Raw genomic sequence first — 16,666 nt, forward strand, 5'->3', positions numbered from 1 at the left:
GGCGTTCTCTTCCGTTCTGCGGAACAGGACGCCGTTTTTATATAAAAATAGACTGCCGGATAATTCCGGCAGTCAATGAGTTATTCTGCAATAGACACTTTTCCTTCTGCCTCCGCAGGCTTTTTCTGGCTCCATGCGTAGAGAAGCAGAGCAATCAGAACGAACAGCCCCGCTGATAAATAAATGGCTGAGAAGCCGGCAGATGCTACAAACAATCCGAACACATATGACCCTACAGCAATTCCGCTGTCAAAGAAGGTAAAGAACGTTGCCGTTGCAAAACCTGAGCGGTGCGCCGGAGATTTCTGGATCGCCAATGTTTGCATACAAGGCACGATTGATCCGTATCCGAGGCCGATAACCGCGCCTGAAAGCAGCAGCATGAAGCCGCTATGTGTGAAGGACAGCATGCAGAGCCCCACTGAGAAAATCAAGATGGATGGATAAATGACGATGCCAGGTCCGACTTTGTCGAACAATTTCCCTGTGAATGGGCGCGCAACCATCATTGTCACCGCAAAGCAAACAAAGAAATATCCGCTGATATTTGAAAGATCAACTGATTTTGCGAATACAGACAAATACGCAGTGACAGTTGAATAACAGAACGAAATAAATAAACCGACCGTCGCAATCTTCAGTGCGCCTTTTTCAAACATATCCGAGAACGAAAAACGGAATACAGTCGTGCCGCTGTCTTTGTTTTGGGGCACCTTTATGAAGAACGAAACAAGCAAGCCTGCAACCATAAACAGCGCAAAGGCTGTAAAGAATACAGAAAAGTTGACGACCTTCATCAAGTTCAGCCCAAGAAAAGGCCCGATTGCCATGGCTAGGTTCATAGACATGGCAAAGTATCCAAGCCCTTCACCGCGGCGTTTGGCCGGAATGATGTCCGCTGCAATGGCACCTGTAACAGTTGTTAAAATACTGAACCAAATCCCTTGGAAGAACCGCAAGCCGAGCAATAAGTATAAATTATGAATCGGCATATACAGAAAAGAGGAAAGGGCGAACAACGCCATTGAGACAATCGCCATTCTTTTCTTCCCGAAACGCTCAACGATGGCTCCGGAAAAAGGCCGTGTAATGATCGCTGACAGAAGAAACAGGCTGATTAAAAGCCCGCCTTGTGATTCTGTGCCGCCAAGCTCTTGAAGCGTATAAATCGGCAGTACAGTTAAAAATGTATAAAAGAACACAAACACAAATAAATTGACAAGCAGGACCATTATAAAATCTTTGGTCCATATGGCATCCGATTTTTTCAAATGTATGTCACTTCCTTATTTTCATTGTTGTAAAAACATGCTGAATAAATGAGAAAAAGCTTTCTTATCTTCATCCTGGAAATCTGCAAGCAGTTCTTCCTCGAATTTCAGCATTTTCACATTGATTTCTTCGTATTTTTTCTCTGCTTCTTTTGTGAGGACAACAAGTTTTTCCCGTTTGTCTTCACCTTGCCGTCTCTGTACCCAGCCGTTTTCCTCCAGGCGTTTGATCGTCCGTGTGACAGTCGGCGCTTCCACATTTAAATAGGACCAAATCTCTTTTTGAGTCATTGGTCCGATCGTACGCAAACAATATAAAACTGACCATTGAGATGAATAAAGGCCGAATGGCTCGAGCTGTTCATTAGCTTTCTTGGCAATCAGGCGGGCGCTTTGGTTGATTTGATGAATGAGGTGTCTGTTGACGTAGGTCATTTCGGTCTCCTTCTAAAAACTTACCTAAGTAACTAATTGCTTTTTTTATTTTACAGGAGCGCTGAATGGATGTAAAGATAAAAATTTAGTGATACGAAATAGTTTCCGAAGCTGAAAAAGTTCGTTTCACCCCTTGTCCTTATTGAGTTTTTAGCATATTCCCAAAAGAATGCTAATACACTGTTACAAACCTAACAAAGAGAGTGTTTGAGGTGAGGGATCGTGGGCATATTTCACAAACCTACTTATAAAACCATACAACGAAGAAGCGGCATAATGAACGACTCTTTACAGAATACGGATCTCATTTCACACTTCTCACATCCATTTTAGGGAGGTCGAGTGGTGTGCACGATTACATCAAAGAGCGAACAATCAAGATAGGGAAGTACATCGTGGAGACAAAGAAAACCGTTCGTGTGATTGCGAAGGAATTTGGTGTTTCCAAAAGTACAGTACACAAGGATTTAACAGAGCGTCTGCCTGAAATTAATCCTGACTTGGCAAACGAAGTGAAGGAAATACTCGATTATCATAAATCCATCAGGCATTTAAGAGGAGGAGAAGCGACAAAACTCAAATATAAAAAAGATGAAATTCTCGAAGGAGAGCCTGTGCAGCAATCGTAATCACCTGCTGCCATCAGCTGGCATTGACTTCTTGAAATCGTTCATAAAACATCCGCAAAAATTTGTAAAGAACTTAATGTGCTTCCAACTTTTTTTCTATATTTTATGATAATATATATAATTAGGGCACAATGTGGATATTTACTGTGAAACAGATTTTCAAGGAGGATATAAATAGATGTTTGCAAGGGATATTGGTATTGACCTCGGTACTGCAAATGTACTGATCCATGTTAAAGGTAAAGGAATTGTTCTGAATGAACCTTCCGTAGTTGCACTTGATAAAAACAGCGGCAAAGTGCTGGCGGTTGGCGAAGAGGCAAGAAGAATGGTTGGACGTACACCTGGGAATATTGTTGCGATTCGCCCGCTGAAAGATGGCGTTATTGCTGACTTTGAAGTAACAGAAGCAATGCTCAAGCATTTTATTAACAAGCTGAATGTAAAAGGCCTGTTCTCAAAACCGCGCATGCTCATTTGCTGCCCGACGAATATTACATCCGTTGAGCAAAAAGCAATCAAAGAGGCTGCTGAAAAAAGCGGCGGTAAACATGTATACCTTGAAGAAGAACCTAAAGTTGCCGCTATCGGCGCGGGTATGGAAATATTCCAGCCAAGCGGTAACATGGTTGTAGACATCGGAGGCGGGACGACGGATATCGCGGTCATTTCAATGGGCGATATTGTCACCTCCTCTTCTATTAAAATGGCTGGGGACAAGTTTGACATGGAAATCTTAAATTACATCAAACGCGAGTACAAGCTGCTGATCGGCGAACGTACCGCGGAAGACATTAAGATTAAAGTCGCAACAGTTTTCCCAGACGCGCGTCACGAGGAAATTTCCATTCGCGGACGGGACATGGTTTCCGGTCTTCCAAGAACAATTACGGTAAACAGTAAAGAAGTTGAAGAGGCCCTTCGTGAATCTGTCGCTGTAATTGTGCAGGCCGCGAAACAAGTGCTTGAAAGAACACCGCCTGAACTTTCCGCTGACATTATTGACCGCGGCGTTATTATTACAGGCGGAGGCGCACTCTTAAACGGCCTTGACCAGCTGCTTGCTGAAGAGCTGAAGGTACCGGTCCTCGTCGCTGAAAATCCTATGGATTGCGTAGCCATCGGCACAGGTGTCATGCTTGATAATATGGACAAGCTTCCTAAACGCAAACTAAGCTGATTTGACTAACCTCATTCTGAAAAAGAATGGGGTTTTTTTATGAAAAGCCTTCACGAATAGCTGTTAAATGACGATAATAGGATAAAATACTGATTTTTATTATAGAACGAACGTTCCTAGATGACAACTGGAAAAAATGCCATTTTAGAGGTGGGAAATTTGTTAAAAGGATTATATACAGCAACATCCGCAATGATCGCCCAGCAGCGGAGAACGGAAATGCTTTCGAATAACATTGCAAACGCAAATACATCCGGATATAAAGCGGATCAAGGCTCTATGCGCGCGTTCCCTGAGATGCTGCTAAGCCGAATAGAATCAAAATCTCCGGCCGGAACATCGAGGACAGAAATCGGTTCCGTAAATACCGGTGTGTATATGCAGGAGCTTAAGCCCCTTTTCACACAGGGAAGCTTGAAGTCCACAGATCAGCCTACAGACATCACATTGGTCGAAAATCAAGTTCCGGTTCATAAGGAAACCAATGAAAACGCGGCTCTTTTTTATCCGGTTCAAACAGCGGACGGAATCCGTTATTCAAAAAGCAGCACGTTTTCACTAAACGAGAATAATCAACTGACGATCAACGGAAATCCAATTTTATCGACTGATGGCCAGCCAATTACTGTTGATAATGAACATTTTACTGTGTCTGAAAACGGTACTGTGACAACGAACGGACGGACAGCCGGCCAGATTGATGTCAGAATGGCGGAGGATGTCCGAAATCTGAAGAGGGACGGAAATAATTTGTACAGCACGGCGGACGGCAATGATCTGCCAAGCGCAGCAGGAAATAACCAGGTATCCTACTCATTAAAACAAGGCGTCTCTGAGCTTTCAAATGTGGACGTAACAAGCGCCTATACAGAAATGACTGAAGCATACAGATCGTTTGAGGCCAATCAGAAGGTTATTCAGGCTTACGATAAAAGTATGGATAAAGCAGCCAATGAAATCGGAAAAATCTAAGATAACGGAAGAAAAAACGGGGGACATCAACTATGCTCAGGTCAATGCTTACGGCATCAACAACCTTAAACCAGCTGCAGCAGCAGATTGACACAATCAGCAGCAATCTTTCAAACAGCAACACAACCGGCTATAAGGCAAAAGATACGAATTTTTCTGAGCTTGTCAGACAGCAATTCGATCAGGTTGATGAAAAAAACGAGGAAGTGGCAAAAGCCAGACAAACGCCGCCCGGCCTGCGTCTTGGCGTCGGAGCGATGATGAATTCACGGCTTGTGTCTGATCAAGGAAGCATTCAGAAGACGGATCGCGATTTGGATATCGCATTTACGTCTCCATACCAATATCTTCAGGTGAACGTAAACGGAAACCGCCAGTACACGAGGGACGGAGCGCTGTATGTAACACCGTCAGCTGCGAATGCCAACCAGCTTCAGCTCGTCACTGGGGATGGATATCCAGTGCTTGATGAGTACGGTAATACAGTGACCATTGACAGCTCAATGAAGAATATCACCATTAATAAAAACGGCACATTAACCGCATCTGACGGTAACGCGGTTCAGCGGTTTAATCTTGGCGTTGTCCAAGTCAATAACCCTCAAGCGCTGAAATCTGAAGGGAATAACCTTTTCTCTATTGATAATGCCGCAGCTTTTGAAGAGCTGAATGGCGCGAATAGACAGAACATCGGCATGCAGCAGGGCTCTCTTGAAATGTCCAATGTCGATATTTCAGAACAAATGACAGATTTGATCACGTCCCAGCGTTCATATCAGCTGAACAGCAGAACGATTACAATGGGGGATCAAATGCTCGGTTTAATCAATTCAATCAGATAATAAGAAAGGGGCGTTTTCAATCAGCCGCGCATGATAAAAAATGCGGCTTTTTCGAAATCGTCCTTTTTTTTGTAGTATTCCGTGATATCTTCTAACAGCACTTCTAAATCCACCCACGCCTCGATTTTTTCTAATTCAAGCACATATTCGAGCAGCTGCTCATAGGGGTCTTCCGCTGAGGTGTAGAGCGCTTCAAGTGTTTTTAATTTTAAGTAAATCGTTTGAATGTCTACCTTTTCAGATAATTCTTTCCCTTTTTGCAGGACGGCTTTTGCTTCTGTGATCTTTCCTGTTTTAAAAAGCGCTCTGACAGATTCATACACACAATGCAGATACGAGACTGGTGAATTCGTTTCAAATTCTTGATTCTTTAATACTTTTTTAAAGTAAAGAAGCGCTTCCTGGTCTTTTTTTTCGGTTGCTTTTAAAAAGCCGAGATTATAGTAAGCGTGGCAAAGCAGGTTTTCGTCATGTAATTGCTGGGTTTTCTTAATGATTTCTTTGAAAAGCTGTTCAGCTTTTTCATAGTGTTCTTGATCAATATAATTAACGGCGAGCAGCAGCTTGCAGGTGATCACCTTTTTTATATAGCCGAATTGATGTAAATAGATGTGTAATGCTTTATTGACGTATTGGATGGAAAGCGGCGGTGATTTCATCAAGTAATAGGCGCCGGCGGTTTGATAATATAAATCCGCGGCTTCAAACGTATTTTCAATGGCGGAAAGGTACTGTTCAGCTTTTTTAAAATGATTTACTGCATGTTTCGGAGCTGTTTTTACCATTTCATATAATCCTGAGAAAAAATACAGATAATATTTCAATTCATCATCCATTTTGTCTTCCAGACCGTACAGATCATCGAACAAGGAGTCAAGTCCGTCCTGATTCTCAAAAAGCAGCTGATGACGGGCCTGAAACAATTGATAACGCATCCAAAGTTTTGTATTCTTTTTGAGCTTCGGAAGGTGCTGGTCAATTTTCTCTTTCAGTGTGCAAACGTGATTCATTTTGCGTTTGCTCATTGCGGAATACCACTCGTCTAACATGTTTTGCATCCTTTTTTCAATAAACTTCGAAATCATTTTCCTACCTCTTTGCTATTGGTAAAATCTATAATTATCATATCATAACTTTTGACGGCTCTCATTGACAGTTGGTTACATTTTAGCGCGGTTGAAAAAGGGATTAATTCATAATATACTTTTCAAATGTACAGATTCGATCTTTAATGATTGCTATACATACTAATGCAGATAAAGGAGATGTCAAGAGAATGCTTGATACTCAGCAAATTAAAGAAATTATCCCTCACCGTTATCCGTTTTTGCTTGTAGACCGGATTACGGAAGTTGAAGAGGGCAAACGGGCAAAAGGCTATAAAAATGTAACTGCTAATGAAGAGTTCTTTAACGGACATTTTCCACAGTATCCGGTCATGCCCGGCGTATTAATTGTAGAAGCGCTTGCTCAAGTCGGGGCTGTTGCGATGCTGATTAAAGAAGAAAACCGTGGCAGATTGGCGTTTTTTGCAGGCATTGATAATTGCCGGTTTAAAAAACAAGTCAAGCCTGGTGATCAGCTTCACCTTGAGGTTGAAATTATTCGTGCGCGAGGTACAATCGGGCGCGGAAAAGGGGTAGCCACAGTCGATGGCGAAGTCGTTTGTGAAGTCGAACTGACTTTTGCTCTCGGAGAATAAAAGAAAAAAGGCAAATGGGCAACAGGCCATTTGTCTTTTTTTTCTTACAAACATAGAAATGCGGGTGATTGAATGTGGAAAGAATTTAAAGCCTTTGCCATGCGGGGAAATATTGTAGATCTTGCGATTGGTGTTGTAATAGGCGGCGCATTCGGCAAGATCGTCACATCTCTGGTAAATGATATCATCATGCCTTTGGTGGGTTTGCTGCTTGGCGGGCTTAATTTTTCAGGTTTGTCTTTTACGTTTGGCGATGCTGTAGTGAAGTATGGCAGCTTTATACAGACGATTGTGAATTTCTTAATTATATCGTTCTCCATTTTTATCGTCATTCGGACTTTGAATGGGTTAAGGCGCAAAAAAGAAGCAGAAGAAGAGGCGGCGGAGGAAGCGCTGGATGCGCAAGAGGAGCTGCTGAAAGAAATCAGAGACCTGCTGAAGCAGCAAACAAGATCGCCGGAATAAAAAAAAGACTGCCGTTTAGAACGGCGGTCTTCTTTTATGTTTGGAAGGGATACGCATATAGAGTTGTCTTTTAGGTCAGTTCCGGGCCCTTCGCTTCGTTTAATGTTTCGGGGCTTTCTATTGTTTCAGCAAGATGAATAAGCATCGAAACAGAGGTGCCGGCATCTGGGGTGCTGCTGATCTCCAATTCGCTTCCGCAAAAATGTTTCAGCCGCTGGTTGATATTTTTTAATCCGACGCTGCGATCGAAATCGGAAGATAGGAGATCTTCTCGTTTTTCCGGAGGCATACCGACGCCGTTATCTTCTACTCTAATGTAATACTCATTCCCGCTTTGTTTTTTAACTGTCAGCTTGATCCATCCTCCGCCCCTTTTCTTGCTGACGCCATGATGAACGGCATTCTCCACCAATGGCTGAATCATTAAAGGCGGAAGGATGAAGTCAATGTCTTTGTCTATATCGAAAAGAATGTCCAGCCGGTCGCCGAAGCGCGTCTTTTCTATGGAGAGATAGGAACTGATAATAGAAAGCTCGTTTCTGAATGAACTGATGGCTGATGTATTTTGGAAATCAAAACTCATTCTTAAATAGTTGGTAAATTCAGCCGTTATCTCCCGCGCTTTTTCAATATCCAAATGACTGAGAGAAATGATTGTATTTAATACGTTGTAAAGAAAATGAGGCTTAATTTGCGACTGGAGAAAAGCCATCTCCATTCTTGTGGCTTGATTTGCTGTATGCTTCATCATAATCAGGTTTTTGATACGCGCCATAAATTCAGAGTAATGATAAGGTTTTTGCAAGATGTCATTCGCTCCGGCATGAAAAGCCTTGTATTTGTCGTGGCCGATAATGGCTGCTGTAATGATTAGAACCGGAAGATCAACCATACTGAATCGTTCACGAATTCTCGTACAGACTTCGAAACCAGTCATATCCGGCATCATCAAGTCCAGAATCACCAAATCAAGCTTTGTGCAAGAAACCACTTCTAATGCTTCCTTTCCGTTTTTTGCAGCAATTACATTGTAGGGCACGCCTTCAAGCATATCGCTTAAAATTTTTAAACTGTCAATGTTATCATCGACAATCAGAATGGTTGGAGCGTCAATTTTCTCAGAGTAATAGGGCGTGCTTAAAGAGATACCGGTCATCTCTAGCCCGGATTGTAATTCTGGAAGACTTGTATTATTTTCAGGCACGGATTCATGATGGACAATTGGCAAAGTGAAATGAAATGCCGACCCTTTTCCCTCTTCTGATTCGACCCAAATGTCTCCGTTTTGAAGCTGGACCAGCTGTTTGACAATACTGAGGCCAAGACCGGCTCCGTCGTCTTTATTCGTTTCTGCTTGCTGAAAAGACTCAAAGATGGTTTGGCGATCGGCTTCGGAAATGCCGCTTCCGGTATCCGTAACTGTCACCTTGATCATGGTATCGTTCAGTTTTGAAGCAGAAAGTGTGATTTGGCCCTCCGCTGTATACTTGATTGCATTGTCTACTAAGTTGGTTAATATTTGGCGGAAGCGGTTTTCATCTGTGAGCACTAAAGGAAGGTCGTCTGGAATGTGATTCATAATATTTAAGTTTTTATGTCTCGATAAGAGATTATAGAAATTCATTTCAGAACAAACTAAAGTATAAATATCAACAGGCACCGGATGAATCTGAAGCAAGCCTTGCTTTATTTTTTCTAAATCCAGGATGTCATTCACCAGATTGGACAGCCTGTAGCCCATGCGGATCACAAGCTGCATGTTTTCTTTCTCTTCTTCTATCGTTCTTTTTCCTTTGCCGGCCAGCAACGTTTGGCATATATTAATAATGCTGTTCAGAGGTGTTTTAAATTCATGCGATGTTTTCGCTATAAACTCATCCTTCAGCCGGTCAACCCTGAGTAGTTTCCACGACAGCACTTCATTTTCGCGGAATGCACCGGCAAATTGCTGTGCCATTAGAAGAACAACTGCTAACAACGCAATGACTGTTGGCAAGGAGTAGATCGAATTAAAGGAAAAAGCCGTTTTTCCGCTGTAAGCGGAGATGGTCGTTAAAATGACAAAAGCACTCATTGATATAGAAGCGATTGTCAGATACAGGCTTCCCTCCATTTTGCGGATCGCTGCAATCGTAAAAATATATGTAATATAAACCAGGGTCGAAACGGCTAGCACAGAATGTAATATGTATGAGGAATGGCCGATAAACCCCACGGTTAAAAAATCTATGATCAAGACCAGCCCGGAAGAAACGGTGGCTATAAGAATAAAACGTTTTGACACAATCTCTTTGTAAGCAAAATAGAGATAGAGAAAAACAGCAATGCTGACAAACACAGTTGAGATTGCCCTCATTGAATTTAGCAATGAAAATGAAATGGACGGAAAGAGGAGAAATATAATCCGCTCTTTTCCGATCATCAGTATAATGAATGAAAACAGAAGGCACATAACAGAAAAAAACAGCAAATGTTTATCCTTTTTTCTTTGCATGAAAAAGCCAAGAAAATATAATCCGGTAATGAAAAAAGCTGTAATCATAATTGAATCATTAAGAAAGGAAATTTTGTTTTCCCGCACTATTTGGTCCTGGGTTCCAAAGGTAATCGGCTTTGCGATTCCCCACCCCGGCGTTTTTCCGAAGTTCGAAAATTGCACGACAATTTCATTATCACCCTTGTGAAGCGAAAAAAAGCTCGTATACGGCCTGTTTTGTGCTGAAAAATCAGGTTTATTTGAAGGGCTGCCGCTTTGCCCTATGAGTTGTCCGTTAAAATAGATGCGATTTGCACTGTAAATAAACGACGTGCTGATCCCGAAAACCTGATTATCTAGCTTTGATCTGATCGTCAGCTTGTACGTTCCGTAATCCACGTTGATGCCTTGCTTGGCCAGCTTCACATTGCTGGGGACATCAACGAAGAGGGGATCTTTTCCTTTTGATATAACAATCTCTTTTGGCGACAAAATCTGATTTGGATATAATGTCCACTTTCCGTTCAGCTGTACATTCCCATTCTTCTGAAAATCCCAGTTCTCCAAGTTCATGACCCCATGCTTTGCTGCAGGAAGTGTTGATCCAGAGAAATGATCAATGGCTATAAAAGCCATAAAGAATGCGGCATAACCGAAAATAATCGAAATGAAAATGAATTTTTCTTTCATACCAATGCTCCTTTATAATAGGATCATTTTAGATTCCTATTTTTTATAAATATTGTAAATGCAAACTTTTAAAAGCTACAATAGAAAGAAAAAGAATCCAATTAATGGGGCTATTTGGCATGATATAATAGAAGTTATTTACTAATATCTCGATTTTGCATATAGGGTGGGATGTTTTGTGAAAGCGTTAATTGTTGATGATGAGCACCTGGCATTGCTTCACTTAAAAAATATGCTTGAACGGACAAACGTCTTTCAATCGATTACGGCGTATCAAGATCCGATTGAAGCTCTGGATCATCCTGGGGTTGCTGCTGTAGATGCGGTGTTTCTTGATATTGAAATGCCGGGGGTAAATGGCATTGAACTTGCTGAAGCGATTCAATCGATGAATGAGGACATCCAAGTCGTTTTCATCACGGCCTATAATGAGTTTGCTATCAAGGCGTTTGAGCTGAATGCTATCGATTATTTGCTAAAGCCTGTTATTTACAAGCGGCTCGAGACAACTGTTGAGCGAATCAGAACGAATAACATGCTTAGAGCATCTGTGGAAAATACCGAGGCGCGTTATTTGATCCAATGTTTTGGAAACCTGCAGTTTCATCAGATCTTAAAAGGTGCCAAAACAAACATTCCCGTCAAATGGAGAACATCTAAAGCGCGCGAAATATACACCTTTTTACTTCATAATCAAGGGCGTGTAGTCAGTAAAGACTCATTAATCGATCTTTTTTGGCCTCATTATGATGTCTCAAAAGCAAGCACCCAACTCTACTCTACCATATATCAGATACGGAAATTACTCAGCCAGATCCCTTTCAGCCAAACAATCGAGAAGACCGACGCAGGATATATTCTTCGGCTCTCAGGGGCAAAAATTGATGTTGTGGACTGGGAACAGTCACTAAAAGAGGCGCCCCCGCTCAATACAGCTACATTACATCTGCACATGGATATGTTCATGTCCTATCAAAATCATTACCTGACGGAGCACGGCTATCTGTGGGCAGAACCGGAAAAGACACGTCTTGCCCAGCTTTGGCTTGGAAAGGCTTATGAACTGATCGATTTTCTCATTTGTGAAAGGAACGATCATCAAGCGATGGACATTTGCCTGCAGGCCGAGAAAATTGAGCCTTTCGATCATAAAATTATGCAATTCAAGCTGAAGCTATTTAACAAAAACGGGAAGATAGAAGAGGCGATAAAAGAATATCAGCGCTACAAACAAATAAAGGATCAGATTAATTAAAAAATGTTCATAGCAAAAAGCCGTTTCCAGCCAGTGTGCCCTATCAATGCACACTGGTTTTCTTTTTGTACATGTCATCTTCAGGGCAGGCCCTCTCCATGAGTCTCCGTTTGAAACTTTATATCTCCTATTCAGTCCGTTTTTAGTTGTACAGAATTTGTATAGTTCCATTTCATACAATGTAGTTTGGTTCGGATGGCAAATCTTAGTTGTTACACTCATTCGGCATGAACAGTTATTTTTTTGGGATGAGACTTGAGTTTCGGTCTCGCGGATCAATCGGCAAGTGAAAAATAGATATGAAAAGGGAGGAATGAAAAGTTGAGAACGAGGAGCTTTCCCTCAGGGCTGAAAAAAAGCGGGCGGATCGTTATGATCATCAGTCTGGCCATCTTATTCTTTTTCAGCCAGATTGCCAGCTATACTCTTACAGCGGAGGCTGTGGGTGTATCGTCAAGCGACAGCCAATTCTTCGATTCAGTGACGGTCAAAGACGTCAATCAACAGGTAGTTGACGGGTCAAAAGGAAACGAACCGGCATTAAAGCCGGGAGATGAAGTGACACTGACATACGAATGGTCATTAAAACATGATAAAGAAGCAGTAAGTGAACAGGATATCCATGTGGAGATACCTAAAAGCTTTACATTTGATAAAGGTGCCAAAGGTGAGGTCAAATCTGCTGATCAGGTCATCGGCAGCTATCAAGTGCCAGCGGGCAGCAGCACTCTGACGGTGAAATTAAATAGCATGTCCGCGGATTCTCCTGATGCCAAGGGGACTATTACACTGTCAGCCATGTTTACTGCAGATGTAAAAGACGATGAACATACAGTAGCAGCCCTTTTTCAACTAGGGGGAGGCAACACCCAGCAGGTGATCATCCCTATCAAGAAAGATGAAACACCAGATGCTGAGGCGGAAGAGCCAAAAAACGACTCTTCTGATAATACGGAAGATCAGAAAGGGCCAAATGACAAATCTGCACCTTCAGTCAGCAAGGAACCCAAAGAAGAGGAACCAAAACCATCAGCAGACTCTAAGAGCAGTGATTCTCCAAAGAGCGATGATTCAAAAAAAGTGTCATCCTCAAGTCAATCAGCTTTCAAAAGCTTGCAAACTGAAGAAAAACAAATCACGCAAACTATTTTAACCGGCGTAACATTGACGGACGAAAACGGAAAACCATATGACAAGGGCAATCGCGCCGATACGAATTCTCCGGTGAAAATTTCAATTGATTGGGCCATTCCTGACGATTTAGGAAAAACAATCAATGCCGGCGATAAATATGAATTTGATCTACCTAAAGAATTTATTATGCATAATGACATTTTGAACCTGCCGTTAAGCGCCGGAGACACCACCTACGGGACGTTTTCTATTGATACGAACGGACATGTGGTCATGACATTTAACGGCGAGGTAAAAGAAAGTTCTAATGTCAAAGGCACATTGGTTATCAATACGCAGTTCAACGAGAAAAAAATAACGGGATCGACAACACAAAAGATTCCTTTCCCTGTGAATTCCGATACTCCTGAAACAACGGTTTATTTTAAGCCAAATGGAAGTAAAACCATTGATAAATCAGGTGTGCTGGATAAAGGCATCAACCCCGGCAAAGTAACATGGACGGTCGATGTCAATAAAAAATTGGATCAAGTCAAAAATGCCAAACTCACGGAAAGCCTTCCAGAGGGCTTAATCTACCGTTCAGTTAAAGTGTATGAACTCAATGTGAACATTGATGGTTCTGTCAGCAAAGGAAATGAAGTTTCTTCCGGCTACAGCGTTGATTCAAAAGGAAATGTCACATTTGATGGGACGATTGATTCAGCCTACCGCCTTGTATACGAAACTGACATTGACAATAGTGCGAAGCCGAGTGAAGGCGGAAATCTAACGCTGACGAACAAGGCGGCATTCAGCGGAGACAACCTGGAACCCATTTCTGCCGAAGCCACTGTTGCAGCTAAATATGGAAAAATGATCGCGAAATCATCGACCGGCTATGATGGAGAATCTCAAACATTCAGCTGGGCTCTTTCATACAATTACGGTGAGAAACAGATCGACCAATCCAAGGCCAGCATTAAAGATTCTTTTGGAACTGGCGATTTGCATCTTGTGAAAGATTCTTTGAAGGTTATTCCTATTACCTTTGGACAGAACGGCAGCGAGCAAGCGGGAACGCCTTTAAAGGAAGGCGAGGACTATACGCTGATCGATAATGGAAGCGGATTTGAAGTCAAATTTAATAAAACCATTACCAGCGCTTACAAAATCACATATCAAACAAAGGTCAACAGCGGCGTGATCATTGATAAATCGACAACATACACCAACAGCGTGGTGACCGGAACAGGGGATTCAAAAGAAGCTTCTGGAATAGCCATTCAACAGAACCTCATCAAAGGGTATTCAAATGTTGATTATGAGAAAAAGACGGCTGATTGGACGATTACAGTTAATAAAAACAACTATGAGATGAATAATTGGACGCTGGATGATCAATTCGAAAGCGGCGGGCTGGTTCTGATTGATGACTCGTTCAAAATTCAAGATATAACAAACAACAGGACATTACAGAAAGACAAAGATTACACGTTGACAAAAAAACCCGGCCATCAAGGCTTTACTTTGGCATTGATCGGGGATTACAAAAAAACAAACAGTCAATTTAAGATGACTTACACAACAACATTCAATGCTGATTATTCTAACGAAAGCGTCAAGAATACAGCTCAGTCAACATGGACTGATCAAAACGGCAACGAGCGCACGAATAAGGTATCAAGCGGTTTTACGCCGAATCATCAGACGACAAATAATGGATTCAAGAACGGTTCATACAACGCGGTTTCAAAGGAAATCACGTGGAAAATCGGCGTCAATTATAATGGCGAGCCGACGAAAAACCCTTATATCAAAGATGCCATAACAGACCCTCAGCAATTTGTCCCGGGTTCCGTTGTGGTTAAGAGCTATACGATCAATAAAAACGGCTCCATCACAGAAGGAGACGCACTTGACCCTTCCAAGTATGATGTCGAAGAGCCTTCAGAGAAAAATGAACGGACTCTGACGGTACACCTTAAAACAGGCGATTCTGTACCATATCTGATTGAGTTTAAAACATCACTCAAGGGGCAGGTCATAGATCAGAACCAGTACACAAACAAGGCAACATACTATAATGACGGTTATGCAGACCGCACGTTGACGGGATCTGTTTCAGTTACGAACGGAGGAAATCTGGTTTTCAAAGGCGGCAAACAAAATGGAAGCTATATCGATTGGAACATTAATGTCAACTCCAGCCAATCAACGCTGGATGACGTAAAAGTTACTGACACGCCGGACGAAAATCAAATACTAGATGCAGATTCTTTTAAAGTATATCAAGCAAAATATGATGAAAACGGTGTGGTCAAAGACAGCAGCGGGAATCTGACCGCGGGCGATGTCGAGCTTCAAAAAGACAAAGATTACACGTTAGACATCAAAACCAACAATACAACCGGTGAACAATCGTTTGTCCTGACATTCATAGGCAGCTATAAGCAAATTGACCGTGCCTATGTGATCAAATACCGGTCTCTGATTAACATAGCCGGAACGAACGGCCATGTTAAAAATAAGGTGTCCATTTCAGGAACAAATGTGAAAGAGCAGACTCAGGAAAACACCAGCTCGATCTTTGTTGCCATTTCAAGCGGCGACGGTTCCGGATCTGGAGAAAAAGGAAGCCTGACGATCTTTAAAACAGGTGAGGACGATAAAGCTCTTGAAGGAGCAGACTTTCAATTATGGTCTGAGGACGCCAAGCAGCTCCTGCGCACAGGCACGACAGATGCTGACGGGAAGCTTACATTCGGAAATATCCGCTACGGTTCCTACGTATTAAAAGAAGTAAAAGCGCCTGACGGATATACGATCAGCGATGCTTATGTAAAAGGGGTCCCTGTTAAGATAGACAGAAATTCCTCTAAGGCAGGAGCGCTGTACAAAGTCGTAAATCAACAGAACAAGGTGACGCTTATCAAACAAGATGAACAAAATAAACCTTTGGCTGGTGCTGTTTTCAAGCTGGAGAAAAAGTCAAATGACGGCACCTATACTCTCATACGAACAGACATAAAATCAGATAAAAACGGAAAAGTGGAAATGAACGGTTTGCCGGCGGGCTACTATCGCCTGACAGAAACGAAAGCACCGGCAGGCTTTATCGTAAATACAAAAGCAATTCACTTCTCCATCGCAAAAAATGAACAGAATCAAGTGTCCGATGTGAATTTGGGAGCAATGACCAACTACCAAGGAAAAGTCTCTCTGACGAAGGAAAATGCTGAGGGCCAGAAGCTTGAAGGCGCAGTATTCAACATTGTCGATCAGGATGGAAATACTGTTCAAGAGGGGCTGACCTCGGATAAGGACGGAAAAATAGAGGCTTCGGGCCTTGCGCCGGGACGTTATGCTTTTGTTGAAACGAAAGCGCCAGCCGGCTATGTGCTGAACACGGAGAAAAAAGAATTTACGATCTCAGAATCAGCAGCAGGAAAGCCTGAATCCGCAGATGCCGGGATTGCTGTAAATGATAAAGGCGCAGTTGAGTTAACAAAGGAAGATGGCGATGGCCAGAAGCTTGAAGGAGCCGTCTTTAAAATTATCGATAAGGAAGGGAAAACGGTTCAAGAAGAGCTGGCATCAGATAAAAACGGGAAAGTCACAGCTTCAGGCCTTGCG

The 16,666-nt window shown here is 42.3% G+C and carries 13 protein-coding genes and 1 pseudogene; 9 read left to right on the top strand and 5 right to left on the bottom strand.

Features of this window, described 5'->3' with window-relative positions:
* Positions 1 to 80: 80 nt before the first annotated feature.
* Positions 81 to 1,271, bottom strand: coding sequence for an MFS transporter (locus MOB98_RS09060; protein WP_268360216.1), 1,191 nt, complete (start codon positions 1,269 to 1,271; stop codon positions 81 to 83).
* 21 nt (positions 1,272 to 1,292) lie between these two features.
* Positions 1,293 to 1,706, bottom strand: coding sequence for a MarR family transcriptional regulator (locus MOB98_RS09065; protein WP_268360217.1), 414 nt, complete (start codon positions 1,704 to 1,706; stop codon positions 1,293 to 1,295).
* A 222-nt stretch (positions 1,707 to 1,928) separates the two neighbouring features.
* Between MOB98_RS09065 and MOB98_RS09070 the strand changes: the two genes are divergently transcribed.
* The 5 genes from MOB98_RS09070 to flhP all read left to right on the top strand — a co-directional run bounded on the left by MOB98_RS09070 (position 1,929) and on the right by flhP (position 5,329).
* Positions 1,929 to 2,039: a protein usd gene (locus MOB98_RS09070; RefSeq protein ID WP_268360218.1), complete on the top strand. Its 111-nt coding sequence runs from the start codon at positions 1,929 to 1,931 to the stop codon at positions 2,037 to 2,039.
* Positions 2,040 to 2,053: 14 nt separating this feature from the next.
* Entirely contained in the window at positions 2,054 to 2,335 is a 282-nt protein-coding gene (spoIIID, locus tag MOB98_RS09075; protein WP_003221804.1) for a sporulation transcriptional regulator SpoIIID, read from the top strand.
* Between the two features lie 178 nt (positions 2,336 to 2,513).
* The gene (mbl, locus tag MOB98_RS09080; RefSeq protein WP_003227776.1) at positions 2,514 to 3,515 is read left to right on the top strand and encodes a cell shape-determining protein Mbl; all 1,002 of its coding nucleotides are present in this window, start codon (positions 2,514 to 2,516) and stop codon (positions 3,513 to 3,515) included.
* A 159-nt stretch (positions 3,516 to 3,674) separates the two neighbouring features.
* A complete protein-coding gene (flhO, locus tag MOB98_RS09085; protein WP_268360219.1) occupies positions 3,675 to 4,487 on the top strand; it encodes a flagellar hook-basal body complex protein FlhO in 813 nt (270 codons plus the stop codon).
* 32 nt (positions 4,488 to 4,519) lie between these two features.
* On the top strand, positions 4,520 to 5,329 hold the full coding sequence (gene flhP / locus MOB98_RS09090) for a flagellar hook-basal body complex protein FlhP (protein ID WP_268360220.1): 810 nt from the start codon (positions 4,520 to 4,522) through the stop codon (positions 5,327 to 5,329).
* A 20-nt stretch (positions 5,330 to 5,349) separates the two neighbouring features.
* Here flhP and rapD read toward each other — a convergent pair whose 3' ends face one another.
* Complete coding sequence (gene rapD / locus MOB98_RS09095; protein ID WP_268360221.1) at positions 5,350 to 6,414, bottom strand: aspartate phosphatase RapD; 1,065 nt, start codon at positions 6,412 to 6,414, stop codon at positions 5,350 to 5,352.
* A gap of 191 nt (positions 6,415 to 6,605) precedes the next feature.
* Here rapD and fabZ point away from each other — a divergent pair, with 191 nt between their 5' ends.
* Positions 6,606 to 7,031: a 3-hydroxyacyl-ACP dehydratase FabZ gene (gene fabZ, locus MOB98_RS09100; RefSeq protein WP_003221796.1), complete on the top strand. Its 426-nt coding sequence runs from the start codon at positions 6,606 to 6,608 to the stop codon at positions 7,029 to 7,031.
* Positions 7,032 to 7,103: 72 nt separating this feature from the next.
* Positions 7,104 to 7,496, top strand: a complete 393-nt coding sequence (gene mscL, locus MOB98_RS09105) for a large conductance mechanosensitive channel protein MscL (RefSeq protein ID WP_268360222.1) — start codon at positions 7,104 to 7,106, stop codon at positions 7,494 to 7,496.
* Between the two features lie 70 nt (positions 7,497 to 7,566).
* Here mscL and MOB98_RS09110 read toward each other — a convergent pair whose 3' ends face one another.
* Entirely contained in the window at positions 7,567 to 8,652 is a 1,086-nt protein-coding gene (locus tag MOB98_RS09110) for a response regulator (RefSeq protein WP_311766045.1), read from the bottom strand.
* A 123-nt stretch (positions 8,653 to 8,775) separates the two neighbouring features.
* A pseudogene (locus MOB98_RS09115) lies at positions 8,776 to 10,662 on the bottom strand (ATP-binding protein); the annotation flags it as partial.
* A gap of 178 nt (positions 10,663 to 10,840) precedes the next feature.
* Between MOB98_RS09115 and MOB98_RS09120 the strand changes: the two are divergent.
* Together MOB98_RS09120 and MOB98_RS09125 are read left to right on the top strand one after the other, a co-directional pair.
* A complete protein-coding gene (locus tag MOB98_RS09120) occupies positions 10,841 to 11,917 on the top strand; it encodes a response regulator (protein WP_268360223.1) in 1,077 nt (358 codons plus the stop codon).
* Positions 11,918 to 12,238: 321 nt separating this feature from the next.
* Positions 12,239 to 16,666, top strand: a 4,428-nt coding sequence (locus MOB98_RS09125; RefSeq protein WP_268367261.1) for a collagen binding domain-containing protein, incomplete at its 3' end; no start/stop codon positions are given.

The organism is Bacillus sp. N13C7 (assembly GCF_026790065.1).
GTDB lineage: Bacteria > Bacillota > Bacilli > Bacillales > Bacillaceae > Bacillus.

Excerpts from the sequence above, each read along its gene's own strand:
- MOB98_RS09065 (WP_268360217.1), bottom strand. The coding sequence starts at position 1,706 with ATGACCTACGTCAACAGACACCTCATTCATCAAATCAACCAAAGCGCC.
- mbl (WP_003227776.1), top strand. The coding sequence starts at position 2,514 with ATGTTTGCAAGGGATATTGGTATTGACCTCGGTACTGCAAATGTACTG.
- flhP (WP_268360220.1), top strand. The coding sequence starts at position 4,520 with ATGCTCAGGTCAATGCTTACGGCATCAACAACCTTAAACCAGCTGCAG.
- rapD (WP_268360221.1), bottom strand. The coding sequence starts at position 6,414 with ATGATTTCGAAGTTTATTGAAAAAAGGATGCAAAACATGTTAGACGAG.
- fabZ (WP_003221796.1), top strand. The coding sequence starts at position 6,606 with ATGCTTGATACTCAGCAAATTAAAGAAATTATCCCTCACCGTTATCCG.
- mscL (WP_268360222.1), top strand. The coding sequence starts at position 7,104 with ATGTGGAAAGAATTTAAAGCCTTTGCCATGCGGGGAAATATTGTAGAT.
- MOB98_RS09110 (WP_311766045.1), bottom strand. The coding sequence starts at position 8,652 with ATGACCGGTATCTCTTTAAGCACGCCCTATTACTCTGAGAAAATTGAC.